Genomic DNA, 22,104 nt, shown 5'->3' on the forward strand with positions numbered 1-22,104 from the left:
GGATGTCGATTATATCTTCCGGCCCCGCAGCCGCCGCGCCACCAGCCCCCCCAGCAGCAACAGCCAGAATGCATGGGCGATCCAGGCGTGCCGGACATGCGGCATGAAGCGCAGGCGCACCTGCGTTGCTTGCGGTGCCAGCTTCACCCCCTGGAATATGCCATTGACCGGCGTGGTCGCAGCCGCTTGCCAGCTGCCGCCGACCAGCGCCTGCGCCTGCCAGTCCCGATGGTATTTCTGGCTCAATACCAGCCATGACGGCTGGCCTGGGGTGACGTCGAATTCCATCAGGTCGGTCTGATCGAGCCGCTTTGCCGTTGGCAGCCGGGGCAGCCGGCGCGGGTCATCCAGCTTCACTTCGCGCGCCCCCTCTGCTGTGACTGCCGCCAACTGGATCGCCTCTCCCATCCGGTCCTGCACCTTGTACAGATGGATGCCGGCTTGATTGGCCAACAAGCGCAGGTTGGGATGCTCGAGCGGTGCTGGCGACAACATCACGCCGACGTTGCTCATCCAGAACATGCTGCCGCCATAGTCGGGGGCGATGCTGTTGTTCAGGCGGCCGAAGGTCAGCACCTCACCGCCGAGCGACTGGATCAGGGCGTGATAGCGGCGCGGCGAGAGGCTGTTGTAACTGTGCACCGATGCCAGCCCGGCGCTGGCGTTCAAGTTCGGCGGCAATACCGGCAACCCTGGCGCGGCAACGGCAAAGCGTGCGCCCGCCGTCAGCTCGGCACGAATCATCTCGGCCAGGGGCGAGGTCGTAACAATCTGGCCTGGATCCTGATGCAGCATCAACGGCGCCGTGGTGACCACCAGCGAGCCGACCGTCACGGCCAGCATCAGGGCCGGGTGCCTGCTCCAGCGCTGCCACAGCAGCAGCGCCAGCATGGCCAGCATGGCGGCCAGTACCAGCGGACGGATGGGCATGCCGGCGCTCCGGCTCAGCAACCAGCCAGCACCAATCGCCGCCGCAGCGGCGCTGCCGGCAATCCACACAGCCCGCGAGCGGCAGGCAGCAAGCGGCAAGCCGAGCAGGCCGTCAACGCCATACGCCGTGATGATCGCCAGCGGCAGCAGCAGGCAACAGAGTGGATTGGTACGGGACAAATTGAAGCCCAGGTGCTGCACGCCAAACAGGTAAATCGGCTCCACGAACGTCAGCAGGCCAAGGCTCAGGACTGCCAGCCACCACCCCCAATGCTGGCGCAGCCGGGTAAACAGCGCAGCCACGGCAAAGAACAGCATAGGCAGCGTGAGGCTGATTCCGTTGTAAGGATGCGGGAATGTAGTCGCCATCGGCTCGCCAAGCAGTTCCGGAACCGAGCTGAAAGCAATAAATTTCCAGGCATCCAACGCGGTAGCAAATCGCGGCAGCACCACCGCAAAGAAGGACGCAGGCGGCATCACCCGCAGCGAATCGTTCATTTCGCCCGCGACATCAAGATAAACCGGCAACGCCAGCGCACCACCCAACACCGCAGCGCTGACGGCCAGCAGCACGTAACGCATGCCGCCTCGCCAGTCGCCGCGCGCTTGCCGGTACCAGGCAAACAGGCCATACCCTGCCAGCAAATAGGCGTGGTACACGACCATCTGCGGATAGGCCGTCATTGGCAGGCTGTATGCGCTGAAGGCGAGGATGCTCCAACTGAGCAGGTCAGGCTTGCGGGCCAGGCGCGCCAGTCCCCACAACCCCATAGCGCTCCAGCACAGCGCAGCGGCGAACATCGGGAAAGTCAGCCAGTAGGCCAGGAAGGGAGAAAATGCCAGGGTGCAGCCAGCCACCAGTCCAGCCATCGGCGCCAAGCCGGTTTCCCGGCAAAAACAGAGTACGAAGAGGCCGGTGAGCAACACTATCGACAGGGACAGGACGGTCAGGAAGCGCCATGGATTGGCGCTCAGGTGGGCGATAATCCAGGACGGCGGATAGGCGATGCTGAAACCGGAGAGGTGGAACAGCGGCCGGCCCATTTCGTTCTGCTTGGTCCACAAAGGCAGCCAGCCCGGCGACTGTGCGAGCACCTGCGGCTGCACCTCGGGGACATAGCCATTCGCAAAATCGCTGAATTTGCGGTTTTCGCGGTGCTGGGCATCGACGGTGTCGTCCATTCCCAGTTCGGCATGCTGGCGGTATGGCGCCACCACCTCCCCGCGTCCCCAGTAGTTAAACGTGAGCAGCGCGAACAGCAACAGGTATAAGGCGAATGCGATACGGTAGCTGCCCGCCGGCAGCATGGCGCTCAAGTCACGCAAAGTAGTCACTTTGATTTGATCAGGTCATTGGCGACATACACCTGGTATGCCGGGCTGGGGCCACCGTCGATGCGCGTGAAACCGTCGAGCAGGTAGCGATAGGTCAGCGGATGGGTGTGCTGATAGCGCAATTCTTCGCGTCCATCCAGCGCGACATCCAGCACCAGGACCACGCTGGTGCGGGCTTGCTTCATCCTTTCGATTTCCGCCTGCTCGACCCGGGCCGAGCGCGGGAACAGAGGATAGATATCCCATACCGGCGCCTTGCGGCCAAGCGAGGCGTAAGCCCCCGGCCACAAGGGCATTGCCGCCAGCGCCCGTCCATCCGGGGCGTAGCGGTGCTCCAGCGAACGCAGCAAGCTGACGTTGTTGGCGGTATCGGGATCGACCAACAGGCGCTCGGAAGACAATTCGAGCGCAGTCCACTGGCCGCTCTGGCGTGCTTGCCAGCCAGGGTGATACACGAAGATGACCCAGACGCTGGCTGCACACAACAGCATTGCGAGCGGCCATTTGACCTGGCGCGGCTGTGCGGCCAGCAAGGCCAGGCAGCCTAGCAGCAGCGGGAAGATGTTTTGCGCCAGGTGACCGATATCGGCGCGCGAGAACGCGTATTGCGCATACGGCAGCGCCAGGAAAGCAGTTGCCACCAAGACCGGTTCGACGAATTCATTGCGCCATTTCTTCCGCACCACCCACGCGATCGCCAAGCCGCCATACACCAGCAAGGCAACAAAAAACAGCCCGATCAGGACCGCGCGCAGTGCGTCGCCGGGGGCTTGGCCAGCCCACTGGACTTTCCATGGCCATGGCACCGGCAAGCTCAGGTTGGTGGCGCCAGCTTCAAACAGCAGCAGGATGCTGTTCCAGAAACCCTGGCTGAAACCGGGCACGAACACCAGCATCAACAGCACCGGCGCAAACCCCACTACCACGCCGAGCGCCCACAGTGCGCCGCCGCGCAGCAGCGACGGCCCTGCGCGGCGGCGCAGCGACAGCCAGGCAATCACGCCGGCACTGGCGAGAGCGCCGTACATGCCATGGTTGCGGCCAAAGACTGCGGCCAGGCCAACGCACAGCCCGGTCACGAAGTAGCGCCTGGCATCGGGCTGCTGGACCAGGTAGCGCAGCGCCGCGATCAGCAGGATGGACAGCGTGACATCGAACAGTTTATGGCGCGGCCACATCCACAGCAACAAGGTGAAGCCGCACAGCACCAGATAGGCCAGTTGGCGGCCGCGACCGGCCGCCATGATCATCCACAATGCCGCGCCCAAGCCGATTGCCTGGAACAGCGCCACGGCAGCGCGCAGGGCGAGGATGCCGTTGGCGCCGGCCAGCTTGAGCAGCGCGGCGGACCAATAGTAACGGCCGGGGTCGTAGGCCATGAAATCGCGCAGCGGCACCTCGCCCGCAAGCACGCGCTGCACCCCATACCAGAGGAAACCTTCGTCGGACAGGTTATAGCCGGTCGCGCCTTGCCATATGAACGAGAGATAAACCAGGACGCCAGCCAGGCCTAGGGTCAATGCGAGCTGCTTTTTATCAGTCATTTTTATGCGGTGCAGGCGTTGCCGTGTTGCACAATGGGAAGGTTGTGAGGCCGACATCCTACCATTGCCGCTGTTATTCAGTTGGCAAAAATGACCAGCTTGTCGGCCTGCAATCGTTCGCCCGCTGGCCCGCACGGCTCAATTGACACCAACCGCCGGCTCACTTAAAATTTAATGTTATTTATGCAAACGGGATAGTCACGTCCGCCGTTCGCGTTTAGGGAGGTTCTTTTAAATGGCGTTTTTCCCGGTTTTTCTGTCGGTGGTTTTTGTCGTGCGCAACCAGTCCGAACGAATTGAAGGAATCCTTGCACACGCGGCGGCCAAGATTGCGCCCCTGGTAAGCGACTACGAACTCATCATTGTCGATAATGCATCCGAAGACAATAGCGTCAGCAAGCTGAAAAGCCTGACCGGCGAATCCGGATTGCCAAATCTTCAAGTTTACGCACTGACCAAGGAAGTCGACGCCGATACCGCCTCCTGGGTTGGCCTGGAAAACGCATTGGGCGACTTCGTCACGGTGATCGATCCCCTGGTCGACGATATCGGGTTCCTGCCGGAGATGCTGGACAAAGCCGTCAGCGGCGCCGATGTCGTGTTTGCGCGCAATGCGCGGGCTCCGGTTCACGGTCTGGCCTACCGCAGCGCTTTTGCGGTGTTCAACTACCTCTACAAGTGGTTCAACGGCATCCACCTGGCCAAGGATGCCCCGCAATACCGTGTACTCAGCAAGCGCGTGGTCAACTTCATCCTGCAGCACCCGCAGCCTGCGATGACCTACCGCCACCTGCCTGCCACCGGCGGTTTCGCCCGCGAGTACCTTGAATACAGTGCGCCGCCGACCCTGTCTTCCTCAAAAAACCTGTGGGACAGCATCGACCGCGGCATGCGCTTGCTGGTTTCGACGACGCGCGCTCCCATGCGCCTGGTCACAGCCTTGTCCCTGTTTGGCGCGGTGGCCAACCTGGTCTATTCGGCCTACGTGGTCGCCATCGGCCTGTTCAAAACGTCCATCGCCCCGGGCTGGGTCAGCTTGTCCCTGCAGCAATCCGGCATGTTCTTCCTGATTTCGCTGGTATTGCTGGTGCTCGGCGAATACATCCTGCACATGGCCAGCCTGACCAATGAAGGGCCGCTGTATCACGTTGGCCAGGAATTCACCAGCGCGCGCCTGACCCAGCGCGAGAAACTCAATATCGAAGTGGTCGGCGCGGCGCCGGCGGCAACTGCAGCGGCACCCGCGGAACGAGTCGCCTGATGCCGGGGGCGGTTCAGTTCGATGCAGTCATCGTCGGCGGCGGCTTTTATGGCGCGGCAATCGCGATCTACCTGACCAGGCAGCGCGGCTTGAAGCGCGTCCTGCTGGTCGAGCGCGAGTCGGCACTGATGCAGCGCGCCTCGTATCACAACCAGGCCCGCGTCCATAACGGCTACCACTATCCGCGCAGCTTCACTACCGCCTACCGCAGCCGCATCAACCTGCCAAGATTCGTGCGCGACTGGCCCCAGGTGGTCAAGCAGGACTTCACCAAGCTGTATGCGATTGCGCGCCGCAACTCCAAAGTCACCACCAAGCAGTTCGAGCGGTTTTGCCGCGAAATCGGCGCGCCGGTCCGGCCGGCCGATCCTGCCCTGCTGAACCTGTTCGAACCACGCCTGATCGAAGGCGTGTTCGAAGTCGAGGAATATGCCTTCGATTCGAGCAAGCTCGCGGCCTGGGCCAAGCGCGAACTCGAGGAATGCGCGGTCGAACTGCGTTTTGACACACGGGTGATGGCGATTTCGCGCGGCCCGGACCTGACTTCCAGGGTCAGGCTGGACGACCGCCACGGCAGCAGCGAAGTGACGTGCCGCTACGTCTTCAACTGCACGTACAGCGGGCTGAACCAGTTTGCCGGCGATTTCCCTGGCACGCAAACCCGGCTCAAGCAGGAAATCACCGAGATGGCGCTGATGGATGTGCCGCCCGTGCTGCAGGAACTAGGCATCACGGTCATGGACGGTCCGTTCTTCTCGATGATGCCATTCCCTGCACGGCAGCTGCATACGTTGTCGCACGTGCGGTACACGCCCCACATGCACTGGGCCGACGCGCCTGCCCTCGATCCGTACAGCAAGCTCGGCAGCTACGCGCGCGAGACCCGGGTCGATCGCATGGTGCGCGACGTGGCGCGCTACCTGCCAAGCATGGCGCAGGCGCGTTACGCCGATTCGCTGTTTGAGGTGAAGACCGTCCTGGTCAAGAACGAAGGCGACGACGGCCGCCCCATCCTGTTTGAAAAACACGCCGAACTGCCCGGCTGCTACTCGGTACTGGGCGGCAAAATCGACAATATTTACGATGTGCTTGAGAGGCTCGACGCCGAACAATTCGTGGCTGCCGCGGGCATATCGGACCTAAGGAGTTCAGCATGACCAATGCACTTATCGGCCACAGCGGCTTTGTCGGCGGCACCTTGCTCCGGCAAACCACATTCGGCGCGCAATTCCGCTCGACCGACATCGACCAGATCGCGCAGCGCGAGTTCGACACTCTGGTGTGCGCCGGCGCCCCGGCCCAGAAGTGGATCGCCAACCGCGACCCGGAAGGCGACCGCGCCAAGATCGATGGCCTGATCGGCCACCTGAAGACCGTGCGCTGCAAGACCTTCGTCCTCATCAGTACCGTCGATGTCTTCGGCGCACCGCTGGGTGTCGACGAGGACACCCCGGTCGATGAAGCCGGGCTGCATGCCTACGGCTTGAACCGCTATCGCCTGGAACAGTTTGTCGCCAGCCATTTCCCCCATCATCTGATCGTGCGGCTGCCGGGCCTGGTCGGTCCGGGCTTGCGCAAGAATGTGATTTTCGATTTCCTGAACCAGAACAACGTTGGCGCCATCGATAGCCGCGGCGTGTTCCAGTTCTACCCCATGGTCAATCTGTGGTACGACATCCAGATCGCGTTGAAAGCAGGCATCAAGGTGCTGCACCTGACCGCGGAGCCGGTCAGCGTGGCCGACTTGTCGCTACACGGCTTCGGCGTGCCGTTCGAGCAGCCAAAGGAGGGGGCGGCGGCCCGTTACGACATGCGCAGCCGCCACGCCGCTCTGTTTGGCGGCAGCGGCTCATACCAGTACAGCGCGCGCGAAACCATCCAGGCCGTGCGCGCTTACGCCCAGTCGGAGCCGCGCACCTTGCCGGCAGCAGGGGCAGCAGCATGAGGCTGGCCATTTCCAATATTGCGTGGGATACCACGGAAGACGAGGCGGTAGCCGCGCTGCTGCAGCGTTATGCAATCGACGCGATCGACGTCGCTCCGGGAAAATATTTTCCCGACCCTGCCAAGGCTACTGCCGACGATATCGCCGCCGTGCGCGCGTGGTGGTCGGCGCGCGGCATCGAACTCACCGGCATGCAAGCCCTGCTGTTCGGCACCACCGGCCTCAACGTGTTCGGCGACTCCGCTTCGCAGGAAGCGATGCTGCAGCACCTCGATGCGGTATGCCGCATCGGCGCGGGACTGGGCGCCACCCGCCTGGTATTCGGTTCACCGAAGAACCGTGACCGCAGCGGCTTGAGCGACGAACAGGCGCTGGCAGTAGCGCTGCCGTTTTTCCGCCGCCTGGGTGCGATCGCGCAGGAACGCGGCGTGACGGTCTGCCTTGAACCCAATCCAGCCTGTTATGGCGCCAACTTCATGACCAGCGCGGCGGAAACAGCGGCAGTGGTGCGCCAGGTGGCCCACCCAGCAATCAAGATGCAGTTCGATACCGGCGCCCTGACCATCAATGGCGAAGACCCGGCGCAGGTACTGCAAGAATGCGCCGGCCTGATCGGCCACATCCACGCCAGCGAGCGCAATCTTGTCACCCTGGGCGACGCCGATACCGATCACCGCCGCATCGGCCCACTGGTGGCGCAGGCGCTGCCAGGACATGTGGTGACCATCGAGATGGTGGCCAGTACCTCGGAAGCGCATACCAACGCCATCGAACGCGCGCTGCAATGCGCCAGCAATGCCTACCGTGGCAGCGCCGCAGCACAGGGACAGCAATGATCTGGTTAAGCGTTTTCTTCGCCATTGTGCTCAATGCGCTGGCCAGCGTGATGCTGAAACTGGCCAGCCAGCCGCCATTTCAACTGCCATCGCTGGCACAGCCAATGACCTTGCTGACCAACTGGCCACTGTTCGTAGGCCTGGTGTCTTATGGCCTCGCATTCGTCATGTACACGGTTGCCGTATCGCGCCTGCCGCTGGGCGTGGTGTATCCGGTTCTGACCGCGGGCGCGATCGCGCTGGTGGTGCTGATCGCCTCCTTCTGGTTCAAGGAACCGATGCCTGCTTCGTCCATGATCGGGGTGGTGCTGGTGCTGGCCGGCGTAGTACTGATCACCCGTCAATAAGCCGTCTTTTTACTGGATTTGCCGTGACTTCTGCCCTTCCCAATGCCGCTCCTGCCTTATCCATCCTGATTCCTTGCTATAACGAAGAAGCCAGCATCGGCTCCACTGTCCGCGTGCTGGCGCAAGCCATGGACGCGGCGGCAATGTCGTATGAAATCCTGTGCGTCAACAATGCAAGCAAGGACAGCACTGAAACGGTGCTGCAGGGACTGGCCCGCGAATTTCCGCACCTGCGTTACGTGAATACCCCGCCGCTGGCCGGCTACGGCGTCGCAGTGCGCTGGGGCCTGCAGCACTATGCCGGCGACGCAGTCGTGATCGTGATGGCCGACGGTTCCGAGTCGCCCGAAGACATCTTGCGCTTCGCCGCCAAGATTGCCGAGGGCTATGATTGCGCGTTCGGCAGCCGCTTCCAGCCCGAGAGCGTGGTCGAGGGCTATCCGAAGTTCAAGATGCTGCTGAACCGCCTGGGCAACAAGCTGATTGGCTGGACTACCGGCTTCGCCTACGACGACTTCACCAACGGCTTCAAATGCTACCGGCGCGAGGTAATCGATGCGATCCAGCCGCTGTACGGTGAAAAATTCAACCTGACCATCGAAATGTCGATCAACGCGACCATGACCAAGCCGCGAATTGCGGTGGTGGCCAATTCGTGGCGCGACCGCAGCGAAGGCACCAGCAAATTCGACGTGCTGGGGCAATCCTCGCTGTATCTGTTCACGCTGGGCTATTGCTGGCTGCGGCGCAAGATGCAGGGCAATAGCTGGGCAGCCTTCAGCAAGGCACTGTCCCGTCCTGAACGCACGCCTGCCGCCCATGACTAAGCCATTACCGGATACGCTGCCGCTGCAAACCGTCGAGCGCCACGGCTTCGGCAATTACCGCCACGCCACCCAGGCGCTGTATCGCCCAGAGCGCCTGCAGGACATCCTGGCGCTGCCGCAACAGATGGCCAACGCCTCCCTGCTCGCTTGTGGCCTGGGCAATAGCTACGGCGACGCCGCGCTCAACACCGGCGGCGTGCTGGCCAGCACGGAACGGGTCAACCGGATGCTGTCCTTCGATCCCGAGCGCTCGGTGCTGCGCGCCGAAGCCGGGGTGACCGTGCTCGATGTCATGCGCGCCTTCGCGCCACGCGGCCTGACCCTGCCTGCCACGCCGGGCTTGAGCAAGATCACCCTGGGCGGCTGTGCCGCGTTTGACATCCATTCGAAGAACCACTGGCAAGTCGGCGGCTTTGGCGAGTCCGTGCTCAGCATGCAGATGCTGCTGGCCGACGGCAGCCGCCTCGAATGCTCGCGCCAGCACCACGCGGACCTGTTCCATGCCACGCTGGGCGGCATGGGCATGACCGGCATCATCCTGGAACTGGAAGTGGCCCTGCACCCGCTGCCGGGGCAGACGGCGGCCAACCGTTCGCTGCCGTTCGAAGGCGTGCCGGCGCTGCTGGAACGTATCGCGGAAGTCCAGGCGCAGCCGGGCACGACCCACCTGGTGGCCTGGCTCGACCTGCTGAACCAGCGCCAGGCCAGCGGTTATGTCATTTCCTCCACGCTCGAAGACACCCCGCAGGATGGGGCCATCTGGGCCGATAAGAAAGCCCCGCCGCTCGGGCTTATCGCGCCGTTCTTCAATCGCTGGTCGAACAAGGCATTCAACCTGGCGTTCGCGCTGAAACACCGGAGCCAGCCGTCATCCAAGGCCGACCTGCGATCGTTCCTGTTCCCATGGGACGCGCTGCCGAACTGGAACCTGCTGTACGGGCGCAAGGGCTTTGTCGAATACCAATGCTGCCTGCCATTCGAAGGCGCCCAGGAATCGCTGACCCGCGTGCTCGACTACGTGCTCGCTCACAAGCAAAAATTCCCAGCCTATTTCGCCGCGATCAAGCGCGTGCGCGACGGCGCCGGCATGCTCTCGTTCCCGATCAACGGTTTCAGCGCCCTGTTTGACTTCCCCGTCTCGGAGGGCCTGTGGGGCTTCCTCGACCAGCTGGACGAAATCGTCATCGCCGCCGGCGGCCGGGTCTACCTGGCCAAGGACGGTCGCGTCTCGGCGCAAGCCTACCACCGCATGTACCCGCGCATCGAAGAATGGCAGAACGTGCGCAGCAGCTACGATCCCCGCAACCTGTTCGCGTCTGACATGGCCAGACGCCTTAACCTGGTAAATAAAGATGGCTAAACGCATCCTCCTACTTGGCGCAACCTCGACCATCATGCGCCAGGTGGCATTGAATCTGGTCGGCAGGGACGATCTGGTGTGCCTGGCCGCCCGCAACACGGAAGAACTGGCCCTGATCGCGGCCGACCTGCGCCTGCGGACCGGCGCCGCCCTGGTGACCACGCACAAGTTCGACACCAGCGATTTCGCCACGCACCAGGAACTGGTGGAAGCTGCGCATCGCGAACTTGGCGGGCTCGACATTGTCGTCGCCGGCACCGGCGCCCTGGGCGACCAGCTCAAGGCACGCCAATCGCTGGCCACGATCAAGGACATCATCGACTCCAACTACGTGGGCATCGCAACCACGCTGTCCGTCGCCGCCAATATCATGGAACAGCAAGGTTCCGGCTGCCTGTGCGTGTTGTCTTCCGTGGCCGGCGACCGCGGCCGCCAGAGCAATTATTTGTACGGCTCGGCCAAGAGCGGCATGAGCGCGTTCATGCAAGGCTTGCGCAACCGCCTGGCGCCAGCGGGGGTGCGGGTGATTACCGTCAAGCTGGGATTTATCGACACCAAGATGGTGGCCGGGAAATCCGGCACCTTCCTGATGGCTTCGCCCGAAGCGGCGGGCGCGCATATTGCGAAGCGCGTGCGCCAGGGCGCAGACGTGGTGTATTTCCCGTTCTTCTGGCGCTACATCATGCTCATCATCAGGAATATCCCTGAATTCATCTTCAAGCGCATGAAGCTGTAAACCCGCGACCCTTATAAAGATCACAGCCCTGATGTCTACTACCCCGACCAGCCTGCCACTGACCGCGCAAAGCGGCGTTAGCCGCAAATACCTGACCTTACTGGCCCTGCTTGTGATCCTGGTCGGTGTGTACTTGCGCTTCCACACCCTGGCCAGCATCGGTCTCTGGTCGGATGAGCTGTTCACGGTGGCCGCTGCGCTCGACGTCGGCAACGGGCATTCCTGGCTCAGCCACACTTCCAAAGTCATACCCGAGCTGACCATGGAGGATTCCTTCCTGACCTGGAAGGCAGCCGACAATACCCCGCCCTTGTTCGAGCTGCTGTTGATCATCTGGTCCAAGCTGTTCGGATCTTCCGATTTTGCGTTGCGCTCGCTGCCTGCAGTGCTCGGTTCGCTGGCCCCGCTGGCTTTCTATTTCGGCTTGCGCAAGCCGCTCGGCAATCTGCCGGCGCTGCTGGGCGCGGCGTGCTTCTGCGTTGCGCCTGCCGCCGTTACCTACTCCCAGGAAGTACGCGCGTATATTTTGACGATGTTGCTGTCAACCGTCGCGGTCACCCTGCTGGTCAGGCGCGTGCTGGCGGAAACCTCCGGCTCCGAAGCAGAGAAGGCAGCGCTGCCATCATTCTGGCTGGATGTGGTGGTCTATATTCTGCTGGCCTACTCGCACTACACCGGCCTGTTCACTTACGGCCTGCTGTCCGCCGTGTATTTTTTCCTGGTCATCATCCCGAACAGGCGCTATGCGCATTTCTTCAAGCTGCTGTTGATTCCGCTGGCGATTGCGCCCTGGTTTGCGCTGAGCTGGAAGGCATTCCGCTTCACCAGCAAGGGCGGCCTGGCCTGGACCACCTACAGCAAGAATGACATCCTGGGCATGATGTTGCCGAAGACCATCGACTTCTTCCTCACCAATGCTGGCCCATTGCTGCTGGCGGTTTGGGCCCTGGCATTCATCTGCGCCTTGTGCGGTCGAGATGAACATGGCCAATGGTACCTTTCCAGCGCCAGCATCAAGCAGCGCCTGATGGAGAAGAAGGCCCTGCTGGCCGTGCTGTTGATCGTGGTCATTGCCCTGCAATTCGGCTACAGCGTCTATAACGCTTTCCATGCCGGCATGTGGCACCCGCGCTATTTTGCTGCCTCGCTGCCGATCTTGCTGGCGTCGTTCGCCCTGCTGTTTTCCGCCATCAGGCCGGGCAAAGTGATCGCGGCGGCGGTCACCCTGATCCTTGTAGGGTTCAGCCTGCTCGGCCTGAAACAGTATTACGCCCAGCATCCGCAGTCAGGCGAACAATATAACGAAGCGGCCGCCTATGTGTCTCAGATATCTGAAGCCAACCAGCTGGTGCTGTTAGGCTGGCGTGCCAATGCGGCCTTCTACAATCATTACCTCAAACAATATGCGCCGGCAGGCGGCCAGGCATACCAATTGCAGACAGTCTCGTCGCCACAGGATACGGCGGACTTTTGCGCCTCCATTCAGCCCGATGGCAAGCAAGTCATCCTTCTGCAGCATGGCAGTATGCAATATGCCGAACAGCTGGCAGCTTGCCCGGCATTAAGCGCAGTCCAACGCAAGGACTTCCGCGGCTTGACCGTGGTGACCTATCGCCCTGCCCCCGCCAAGCCTGCCCAATAAGCGCGGCGGCCGGCAGGTCGCTATTGCCTACCGGAACATAATTTACCAATGCACATTTCAAAGATGTAATATCTAGCCCTTTTTTCGTCTTTGGGGGCGTTTTGGATTTCCGCATTACCTACTTGCGTGCCCTGGCATGCGTACTGGTCGTACTGCTGCACGTAAAGCGGCGAAGTGTTTGCTGAGTTTTCCAGCCGTTGGACTGCTGCAAACATCTACGCAAGCGCCTCGCGCGTCTGCGTGCCGCTGTTCTTCATGAATGCCGGCGCGACGCTCTTGGGAAAAAGTGAGTCGCTCCGCGATTTTTTCTCCAAGCGCGCCGTGCGAATCCTCCCGCCCGTGCTGTTCTGGTCCGGGGTATATATCCTCTGGACCTATTACTGGACCAGATCCGCCGATTGGCCCGTCAAGTTCCTCAACGGGCAGGCTGCCTTCCACCTTTGGTACCTCTACGCGCTGGTTGGCATCTATCTCTTCGTCCCGGTATTGCGCAGGGTCTATCAGTCGGAAGGAAACTCGGAGACGTCCCTGTACCTGATCGCCTGGATTATCACGTCGGCGTATACGGTATTTAATGTTTTCCTGCCAAACGGCCTGCACGACCTGATGAAAGCCTGGCACCAGTGGCAGTTTTTCGGAAATACCGGCTATCTGCTGCTTGGCGCCGGCCTTTACCACAACAAGATATTCCCTGCCCTGACTACCCGTGGCTGGGCCGCATTATTGCTGGCTGCGGCGCTCTTCACCGCCGTATTGACGCATTACTACTCGAGCCAGACCGGCGTGCCATCGCAACTGTTTTATGCGAACCTGTCGCCTAATATCATCCTGTTCTCCGCTACCGTATTCGCCCTAGTGCTCCGAATGAAACAATTACCGCCTTGCCTCGATGTCCCGATCCAGGCCATTGGCAATTGTTCACTTGGAATTTACGGCGTGCACGTCCTGATCGTCGGCCAGTTGTCGGCCAACTGGGGCCTGCCGCCCACCGTAAGCAATCAATGGCTTGGGCCAATCGTCAGCACGATGGCAGCCGTGGCGATATCGTTTGGCATCGTGCGCGCCCTTCGATTGATACCATTCATGCGCAGGGTGGCGTAAACGCAAGAGAGCGGCAAGGAGGCCTCCTTGCCGCTCTCTTGCAATCCGGCTCATTCGTCACGCGCCCGGATATTCTCAGGATGCATTGGTGATATCGTGCATCGGGCTGCGGCTCAGCGAACGCTTGACTGCGCGCTTGAAACTGTATGGAACCGCCGAGCTGGCCCAGCGCAGCGACGGATGCGTATGCAGGCGCCACAAGCCGCGCAGCACCGCGTGGCGCCAGCCAGTCTTGTTCAAGGGTCCACGGACGATATGCGCCGCATCGAACTCGAACGCTGGCTTGCCGATCACCGGCGCCTTGAGCGTGCGCGCCAGCAGGGGCAGGTAATCACGTGCGTAGAACTCCGGCTGCGACTGGTCGCCCTGGAAGACTGGCGCGCTGACAGTACCGGTTTCCAGGCCGGTGATGAAATCACCGATCTGGCGATAGAGTTCGGTTACCGGCTCCATATGATCAAACAGCGCGGCACTGGCGCGCCCTGACAGTCGCTCAGGGAAGGCGCCCAGGTTCGGCGCGATGATCGGCAAGCCCGACGCCAGAGCGTGGCTCAGCGTATAGCTATAAGTCTCCGGCCACTGCGCCGGGAACAGGATGATGTCGACCGCGTGCTGCTCGATCAGCGCCGACAGGTCTTCTACTTTGTAAGGCCCAGTGGTTTCGACGGCATTCAACTGGCGGTAGGAGTAACCGATCAGCTTGAAGCTAAAGCGGGCCCCCAGGCTCTGCGCCATCTCCGCCAGCTTTTCCAGCACGTCAGCGCCTTTTTCGCGGCCCACCGCGCCCAGCACGCCCACCACGTAGTGCTGCTTGGCGGCCAGCTGGCGCGGCGCCTGCCGTACATCCAGGTGCGGCTCCACATGGGGCGCTACGACGACATGGTCAAGCTTGTACATATCGCCGAACAGGGTGCGGGTGGCATTGGTCGGGAAGATCACGCAGTCGGCCTGTTCGATCAGGGGCCGCAGCTTTTCGCGCCATTGCGCTGCCGTCACGCCGGCTGGTAGCGGATACAGCGGATTGTGCTGGTCTTCCACATATTGGCCGGGGAAGCGGCCGTCGGCTGCCGTCAGCGTCGGATTGGCATTGAGCCAGAAGTAGTCGTGCGCGGTCAGCAGCGTGGTCGCATGCAGCTCGCGCGACAGGTTCTGCAGCACCGGATCCAGGTTATAGGTATGGTGGTAGTGCACGGCACTGATGCCAAGCTGCTCGAGCAACTTGCGCAGCTTGGCGTAATCGGCCGGCATGTCGAACAGCAGCTTGTCGGTCAGCTTGCAGGAGCGCAGGCTGAGGCTGACCACGGCCGGGCCATCTTGCGGGGCCAGCACCAGGTGCGCCGCCCCTTGCTTGAAATACCCGGCCAGCTCTTCGATGTGCTGGCCCACGCCGCCGCCCGAACCGTGCGAGACGTGCAGCACCTTCGGCAAGCTCAGCGTTGCCAGCAACTGCAGGTAACGTTCAACCCGCGCCGAACGGACTGGATCGCGCTGGATGAAGGCCTGGACGTCGGCATGGTAGTTCGGGTGCAGGCTGTCGAGCACGCCCATCGCGCGATCGACCAGGGCCTGCTTGTCGGTGGAGARGCTGACGCCACCTTCATGGAAGGCATACATATTCGGCGACAGGATATTGAGCCAGCCAGCCTTGATGGCGCGCTGGCACAAGTCGTTCTCTTCGCCATAGCCGCGGCCGAACTTTTCGGCATTCAGGTAACCGATCTGGTCCAGGCAGGCGCGGCGGATGAACATGCAGAAACCGATGCCGGTCGGTGCCGCGATGCATGGCAAGTTCGATTGACGGAACACCGCGTCGATCGTGTGCACGTCGAGATTGAAGGCCTGCGGGTTCTCTTCCAGGAAGTTGGGGAAGCTGCAGATGGTCGCATTGTTCGAGAATGGAGTCACGGTCGCGACGCGCGGGTGCGAATAGGCCTCCACCTGCAAGCGCTTCAGCCAGTCGGCTGGCACGATCACATCGCTGTTCAGCAGTACCACGTCCTGCGACGGGAAGTGCGCCATGCCGCGGTTGACGGTGCCCACGAAGCCCAGGTTGAGCGGGTTTTCCATCACTTCGAAGCGCCCCGGCCAGAGCGCCACCAGCGATTCAAGCATGGCCTGCATGCCTTGGTCCGGACTGCCGTCATTGATGGCCAGCAGCTTGGCGCCGTCCATTGCCAACACGCCCGGCATGGCGGCCTCGATGCAGCGGCGCGTCATGTCGATGCCGCGGTACACCGGCAAGATCACCGAGACGGTATGGGTCGGCGCAATCGGGGCAGGAACGATAATGTCGGAAGGCGCCGCCACTGCTGGCACCGGCGCTTCGGCCGGCGCCGCAACCAGGGCCGGCAGCTGGCGGTCTTTTTTCAGGCCAAGCATCTTCTGGAACGGATCCGCCGCGCCGGCGAAATCGCCGCGCAACAGCCGTCCTGTCCAACGGTAAGGCTTGGTCAACCACCAGGAACGCGAGTTGATCACGCTGACGAAGGCGGCCTCACGCTGGCGCAGCAATTCGCGCAGGTGGCCGTTTTCCGCGTCACGGCTGTTGACGTTGTGACGCAATTCAGCCAGCGGACCGGCTTGCTCGGCGAGTTGGCGCTGCAGTTCGCAAACCGTGGCATCGCGTTCGGCAATGACCTTTTGCTGGGCCTGCACGACCGAATCCCGGTCGGCAATCACTTTCTGCTGGGCCTGCACCGTGGCATCGCGTTCGCCAACCACCTGCAGCAAGGTCTGCACCTGCTGGTCGCGCTGGCTAAATAGCTCTTGTGTATACTGCAATTGCGTATCGCGTTCCGCGATCATTTGCTGAGCCTGCTGCAACTGCATGGCCCCTTCGCCAACGCCTTGCTGCAATGCCGCAATAGTCTTGTCGCGTTCGCCGATGATATAGCGCAGGTGCTCGACCTCGGTTACCCGTTCCTTGACTGCCTGGGCCAGCGTCTGCATTGGCAGCAGATGCTGCCGACCCCAATCGGTAAACTGCGCGGCCGGGCGGCCCGTCACCGTCTGCTGGATGTCGGCCTCGATGGCAATATAGCGGGCATAGTCGGCTTCCTGCAAGGACAGGCCCAGTTCCGCCAGCACGGCATCGATGAATTGCTGGCGCGTCACGTCCTCCGTTTGCGGCGACGGCCGGCCAAAGCGCGTCATGGCATTGATCAAGGCTAGCAGGGAGCGGAACAGCAGGTGCCCGCTTTCGATCGGCAGTTCCAGCTGCCATTCGGTATCGATCAGGGCGGCGCTGCCATCGGCACCGATGACGATGTTCTGCGGGATGACGTCAAAAAAGCGGCCGGGCACTTCGACATAAGCCGAGGCCAGTTCGCCGCCACCGGCAGCAAACGCCCCGAACTGGGCCAGAATCTGCAGGTAGCGCCGGATAAACGCCGCCACCTCCTGATAGGTCCAGCCGTCGTGCATGACAATCTGCATGAACTCCAGGGTCAAGACCTTGCCGAGCGCATAGGCGTCCGACTCTGGCACCGTGAACTTCATCGCCGACAGCCCTGCCTGTCCGGTCGCGGTGCCGAGGCGCTGGTAGCGCACTTCCACCGGCGCTCCGGCGCGGCGTACAAAGCGGGTTTCCTTGCAATACTCCGGCACCCGGTCGACGCTGTAATGGAAGGCCAGGACTTCAGGCCCGAGCGCCTTCGCGCCCTCGGGTGTCGCGACCACCAGGAAGGAATTGGCCATGTCCATGCCGAGGCCATTGGCGAATACTTCCGGATACGCCAATTCCATCGAGAAATTGCTCAGCGGCGGCATTTGCGGATCGCGCCGCGCACTCTGCCAGGCCAGCGCCGCCGCATCGAAACCGGGATCGGCAAAACCTTGCTCGGTGATGATGGATACCGGCAGCTTATAGTCGGGATACGGCGCCAGGAATTCCGCCGGCGAGAATCCGGCGCTTACCAGCAGTTGCCCCAGCACTTCACGGCCGAAGGTTTGCGGCTGGTCAGCACGGTAGCGGCCTTCGATGCCGATCATCGCATGGCCCAGGTGATCTTCCGGCGCACCGGCAAAGTACTTCAGGCCGAGCTGGTTTTCGATCGCGATGATCAGGCGGCCGCCCGGCTTGAGCAGGCGCCGCACGCGCTGCAGCATATGCAGCGGCGGGTGCTCGCCCTCGGTGAACATGTTTGCGTATTCCAGCACGCCGATCAGGGTGATGACATCGAACTGGTGGTCGCACCTGAACTGGTCGAACTTTTCACTGAGGACGGTCACGTTTTCGAGATCGCGCGCGCGCGCGCGCGCGATCGAAGCGCGGCGCGGACTGCCTTCCAGCGCCAGTACCTGGGCGCCTGCCTCGCCCATGTAGCGCGTAATCGCGCCACAGCCGGCGCCAATTTCCAGCACTTCGGCGCCACGCAACAGGGTGCCGAAGGGACGCATCAGGTTGGCGCGCAAGCTGCCCAGGTGGTAGAGCGAAGGCCAGTCGATGCAATGCTGGCGCAGTTCCGTCGACAGCACCGAAACGTCGCTGACCAGGCGAATGGCGCGCCCGATGCGCTGCTCCACTTCATCGCCATCACTGTAGGCAATGCCGCCAAAGTCGGGCGCGCTCCAGATGTCGTGCTCCGTATTGAATGCATAGCCTGCACGCTCCAATAATGCCCTCATGCCACAACCTCTTTTGCCATCATATTAAGTTCCAGATCTACCAGGCCGAACATCACCGTGTTCGGGCCCACCTGCAAATGAATCGAATCGTAGCGGCGGTCGTGGGGAACGGCTTCTTCGCCCTCCTTCGACGCGATGCCCAACGAGATAAAATAGTCGCCCGGCGCCAGGCGGCACACGAAGGCGGCATCGGCCTGCATCACGGAACCGCTGCGCCCCAGCTCATGGAAGGGCGCGCATGCCAGCGTTTCCGAGTTGACGCCGTAGACCGTCACGCCTTCCTTGGTCTTGATCGTGATGCCAAGGATGGGACGGTAAAACTGGGCATGGAACTTGACCGTGACCGACAGCGTGATCTGCTGGCCGGTCGCTACCACCGTCGGGTAAGGCACGCCGTCGGCCGCCAGGTGGAAGTCCAGGATGCTGGCGCTGCCGTCGCCCCAGCGGTACTCATGCGGGTTGTAGCCATGCCGCGTGGCGAACACGTCGTCGCTGCGGCTCAGGCCAAGCTCGCTGCCGCCGGCCGACGCTTCCTGCGCTGCGGGTTTGCCGGCAGCTGTCTCTGGCAGCGCCTGCTTTTCCTTGCCGAACAAAAGATCGAGGTAGCGGTTGACCACCTGTTTCGGCTTGCCGGTTTCCAGTTGCACGCCCTGGTTCAGCAGGATCGCCTTGGTGCAGTGGGTGACAATCTGCTCGCTCGAGTGGGTCACCAGCAGGATGCTGGTGCCGTTGTCCTTCAGCTGGCGCAAGCGGTCGAAGCATTTGGCCTGGAATTTGGCGTCGCCTACCGACAGCGCTTCGTCCACGATCAGGATGTCAGGGTCGATCTGCGACTGCACCGCAAAGGCCAGGCGCACCGTCATGCCGCTCGAATAAGTCTTGATCGGCTGGTCCATGAAGCTGCCGATATCGGCAAATGCGGCAATGCGGTCGAAGCGCTCGTCGATTTCGGCCGGGGTCAGGCCCAGCACGGCCGCGTTCATGTAGACGTTTTCGCGGCCGGTGAACTCGGGGTTGAAGCCGGAGCCCAGCTCCAGCATCGCTGCGATGCGGCCGCGCGTCTCGACATGGCCGCCGGTGGGGGACAGCGTGCCGCAAATGATTTGCAGCAGGGTCGACTTGCCGGAGCCATTGCGGCCGATGATGCCGACCGTTTCGCCTTGCTTGACCTCGAACGAGACGTCGCGCAAGGCCCAGAACTCGCGGAAATACTGGCGCGCTGGCTGCCCGCCGCGCTGCAGGCGCGGCAGCACGAACTGCTTGAGGCGGTCACGCGGGCTGTCGTAGATTTCGTAGCGCTTGCTCAGCTTGCTGACCCGGATCGTGGTGTTGTCAGAGGACATCGGCAAAACCTTTCCGCGTCTTCTGGAACCACGCAAACCCGGCCCACGCCACGACGATGGCGGCAATCATGTAAATTCCCAGGCCCAGCCAGTCCGGCTGGTGCCCCCAGATCAATACTTCACGCGCCTGTTCGATGATGAAGGTCAGCGGATTGGCCATGATGATGGCGCGGAAATCCTCAGGCACGGCCGTAATCGGATAGAACACCGGCGACAGGAACATCAGCAGCGTGGTGACGATCACGATGGTCTGGCCGACATCGCGCAGGAACACGCCAAGCGACGCCAGGATCCAGGCCAGGCCGGTGGTCAACACCACCAGCGGCAGCAGCACCAGCGGCAGGAAAACCGCCGTCCAGTTGACATAGCCGTTGAACAGCGCAAAGGCAGCCAGCAGCACAGCCAGGCTCACCATGCCATGGAACAGGGTCGCCGCCATGGTGACCACCGGCATGATCTCGAGCGGGAACACGACCTTCTTGACGTAATTCACGTTGGACAGGATCAGGCCAGGCGCGCGGTTGAGCACTTCGCTGAACAGACTGAGCACGATCATGCCGACAAACAGCACCAGCGCGAACAAGGTCTTGCTGTCGTTGCCGCCGATGCCGCCCCAGCGCGATTTGAAAATTTCCGAGAAGACGAAGGTATACACCAACAGCATCAGCACCGGATTGAAGAAGGACCAGGCCAGGCCCATGGCGGAGCCCTGGTAGCGTCCGATCACGTCGCGCCGGGTCAACTGCAGGATCAGGGCGCGGTTGCGCCACAGGCTGCCCGCCAGGGCACGCAGGGAAGTCGGTTGGGAAGCATGCGGGTTGATTGCCGCGAATTCATGACTCACGCAAAACACTCCGCTTCGGCCAGCAGCTTGCCCTGCTGGTCTTTGGCCGACAAGGCCGGTGCTTCGGACAAGGGCCAATTGATGGCCAGCGCCGGATCGTCCCAGGCCAGGCTGCGTTCGAATTCCGGCGCCCAGTAGTCGGTGGTCTTGTACAGGAACTCGGCACTTTCAGACAGCACCAGGAACCCGTGGGCGAAGCCTTCGGGAATCCAGAACATGCGCTTGTTCTCCGCCGACAGTTCAACGCCGACGTGCTGGCCGAAAGTGGGCGAGCTGCGGCGCAGGTCGACCGCCACATCGTAGACTGTGCCTTGCACTACGCGCACCAGCTTTCCTTGCGCCTGCTGGACCTGGTAATGCAGGCCGCGCAGCACATGGCGCGCGGAACGGCTGTGATTATCCTGCACGAACCCGACTTCGCGCCCGACCAGTTCGTTGAAACGGCGCTGGTTGAAGCTTTCGTAAAAAAAACCGCGCGCATCGCCGAACACTTTGGGCTCGATGATCTTCAGGTCCGGGATGGCGGTGGGAATCAGGTTCATGGGCGCACACCCTCTTTGAGCAAGCGCTGCAGGTATTGGCCGTAGCCGTTCTTGGCCAGCGGCTTGGCCAGCTCGGCCAACTGTGCGGCGTCAATGAAGCCCTTGCGGTAGGCAATCTCTTCCGGGCACGCCACTTTCAGGCCCTGGCGGTGTTCGATGGTCTGGATGAAGTTGCTCGCTTCGATCAGGCTTTCGTGGGTGCCGGTATCGAGCCAGGCGTAGCCGCGCCCCATCATCTCCACGCTCAGCTGTTCGCGTTCCAGGTAAATCCGGTTCAGGTCAGTAATCTCGAGCTCGCCGCGCGCGGAGGGCTTCAGGCCCTGTGCGATTTCGACCGCTTGTTGGTCGTAGAAATACAGGCCGGTGACCGCGTAATTGCTCTTCGGTACAACCGGTTTTTCTTCCAGGCTGGTGGCCCTGCCGGCCGCGTCGAAATCGACGACGCCATAACGTTCAGGATCGGTCACGTGGTAGGCGAACACGGTGGCTCCTGCGGTTTTCGCATTGGCCTTCTCGAGCTGGGCCTGCAGGTCATGCCCATAGAAAATATTGTCGCCCAGTACCAACGCGCTTGGCGCGCCGCCGAGGAACTCCTTGCCGATGATGAAAGCTTGCGCCAGGCCGTCCGGGCTCGGCTGGACCGCGTACTGGATGTCCAGGCCCCAGTCGGCACCATTGCCCAGCAATTGCTCGAAGCGCGGAGTATCTTGCGGGGTCGAAATGACCAGGATTTCGCGAATGCCGGCCAGCATCAAAGTGCTGAGCGGATAGTAAATCATCGGCTTGTCATGGATCGGCAGCAGCTGCTTTGATACCGCTTTGGTGACCGGATAGAGTCGGGTGCCGGAGCCGCCGGCAAGGATGATGCCTTTGCGTTTTAACATG

At 62.0% G+C, this 22,104-nt stretch carries 17 protein-coding genes; 10 read left to right on the forward strand and 7 right to left on the reverse strand.

Going from position 1 to position 22,104, the window contains the following annotated elements; translation table 11 throughout:
- Positions 1-9: 9 nt before the first annotated feature.
- Together ASD58_RS25100 and ASD58_RS25105 are read right to left on the reverse strand one after the other, a co-directional pair.
- Positions 10-2,265, reverse strand: a complete 2,256-nt coding sequence (locus ASD58_RS25100; protein WP_156401484.1) for a hypothetical protein — start codon at positions 2,263-2,265, stop codon at positions 10-12.
- Entirely contained in the window at positions 2,262-3,809 is a 1,548-nt protein-coding gene (locus tag ASD58_RS25105; protein WP_057264300.1) for a hypothetical protein, read from the reverse strand. The genes ASD58_RS25100 and ASD58_RS25105 overlap by 4 nt, the downstream gene beginning before the upstream one ends.
- A 235-nt stretch (positions 3,810-4,044) precedes the next feature.
- Here ASD58_RS25105 and ASD58_RS25110 point away from each other — a divergent pair, with 235 nt between their 5' ends.
- From ASD58_RS25110 to ASD58_RS25155, 10 genes are all read left to right on the forward strand, one after another.
- Positions 4,045-5,070: a glycosyltransferase gene (locus tag ASD58_RS25110; protein ID WP_057264302.1), complete on the forward strand. Its 1,026-nt coding sequence runs from the start codon at positions 4,045-4,047 to the stop codon at positions 5,068-5,070.
- Positions 5,070-6,227, forward strand: coding sequence for an FAD-binding oxidoreductase (locus tag ASD58_RS25115; protein ID WP_057264304.1), 1,158 nt, complete (start codon positions 5,070-5,072; stop codon positions 6,225-6,227). Before ASD58_RS25110 ends, ASD58_RS25115 begins: the two co-directional genes overlap by 1 nt.
- Positions 6,224-7,015: a hypothetical protein gene (locus ASD58_RS25120; protein ID WP_057264306.1), complete on the forward strand. Its 792-nt coding sequence runs from the start codon at positions 6,224-6,226 to the stop codon at positions 7,013-7,015. The genes ASD58_RS25115 and ASD58_RS25120 overlap by 4 nt, the downstream gene beginning before the upstream one ends.
- Complete coding sequence (locus tag ASD58_RS25125) at positions 7,012-7,851, forward strand: sugar phosphate isomerase/epimerase (RefSeq protein WP_057264308.1); 840 nt, start codon at positions 7,012-7,014, stop codon at positions 7,849-7,851. Before ASD58_RS25120 ends, ASD58_RS25125 begins: the two co-directional genes overlap by 4 nt.
- Positions 7,848-8,198, forward strand: coding sequence for a multidrug efflux SMR transporter (locus ASD58_RS31715; RefSeq protein WP_057264310.1), 351 nt, complete (start codon positions 7,848-7,850; stop codon positions 8,196-8,198). The genes ASD58_RS25125 and ASD58_RS31715 overlap by 4 nt, the downstream gene beginning before the upstream one ends.
- Positions 8,199-8,221: 23 nt before the next feature.
- Positions 8,222-9,025, forward strand: coding sequence for a glycosyltransferase family 2 protein (locus tag ASD58_RS25135; protein ID WP_057264312.1), 804 nt, complete (start codon positions 8,222-8,224; stop codon positions 9,023-9,025).
- Complete coding sequence (locus ASD58_RS25140; RefSeq protein WP_057264314.1) at positions 9,018-10,385, forward strand: FAD-binding oxidoreductase; 1,368 nt, start codon at positions 9,018-9,020, stop codon at positions 10,383-10,385. The genes ASD58_RS25135 and ASD58_RS25140 overlap by 8 nt, the downstream gene beginning before the upstream one ends.
- Positions 10,378-11,121 carry an SDR family NAD(P)-dependent oxidoreductase gene (locus ASD58_RS25145; RefSeq protein ID WP_057264316.1) on the forward strand — a complete coding sequence of 248 codons (744 nt, stop codon included), beginning with the start codon at positions 10,378-10,380 and terminating at the stop codon, positions 11,119-11,121. Before ASD58_RS25140 ends, ASD58_RS25145 begins: the two co-directional genes overlap by 8 nt.
- A 31-nt stretch (positions 11,122-11,152) precedes the next feature.
- The gene (locus ASD58_RS25150) at positions 11,153-12,763 is read left to right on the forward strand and encodes a glycosyltransferase family 39 protein (protein WP_057264318.1); all 1,611 of its coding nucleotides are present in this window, start codon (positions 11,153-11,155) and stop codon (positions 12,761-12,763) included.
- 174 nt (positions 12,764-12,937) lie between these two features.
- On the forward strand, positions 12,938-13,864 hold the full coding sequence (locus ASD58_RS25155; protein WP_057264320.1) for an acyltransferase: 927 nt from the start codon (positions 12,938-12,940) through the stop codon (positions 13,862-13,864).
- Positions 13,865-13,939: 75 nt separating this feature from the next.
- Here the strand turns inward: ASD58_RS25155 and ASD58_RS25160 are convergent, their stop codons facing one another.
- From ASD58_RS25160 to rfbA, 5 genes are read right to left on the reverse strand one after another with little or no spacing between them, the layout of a single operon-like run.
- Complete coding sequence (locus tag ASD58_RS25160) at positions 13,940-18,490, reverse strand: methyltransferase (RefSeq protein ID WP_082565672.1); 4,551 nt, start codon at positions 18,488-18,490, stop codon at positions 13,940-13,942.
- A complete protein-coding gene (locus ASD58_RS25165; RefSeq protein WP_057264324.1) occupies positions 18,487-19,833 on the reverse strand; it encodes an ABC transporter ATP-binding protein in 1,347 nt (448 codons plus the stop codon). The genes ASD58_RS25160 and ASD58_RS25165 overlap by 4 nt, the downstream gene beginning before the upstream one ends.
- Entirely contained in the window at positions 19,823-20,677 is an 855-nt protein-coding gene (locus ASD58_RS25170) for an ABC transporter permease (protein ID WP_229210107.1), read from the reverse strand. Before ASD58_RS25170 ends, ASD58_RS25165 begins: the two co-directional genes overlap by 11 nt.
- Entirely contained in the window at positions 20,674-21,219 is a 546-nt protein-coding gene (rfbC, locus tag ASD58_RS25175; RefSeq protein WP_057264326.1) for a dTDP-4-dehydrorhamnose 3,5-epimerase, read from the reverse strand. Before rfbC ends, ASD58_RS25170 begins: the two co-directional genes overlap by 4 nt.
- Positions 21,216-22,103 (reverse strand): glucose-1-phosphate thymidylyltransferase RfbA, encoded by an 888-nt coding sequence (rfbA, locus tag ASD58_RS25180; protein WP_057264328.1) that lies wholly within the window; start codon positions 22,101-22,103, stop codon positions 21,216-21,218. The genes rfbC and rfbA overlap by 4 nt, the downstream gene beginning before the upstream one ends.
- Position 22,104: the final 1 nt, after the last annotated feature.

Source organism: Duganella sp. Root1480D1, assembly GCF_001427305.1.
GTDB lineage: Bacteria > Pseudomonadota > Gammaproteobacteria > Burkholderiales > Burkholderiaceae_D > Rugamonas.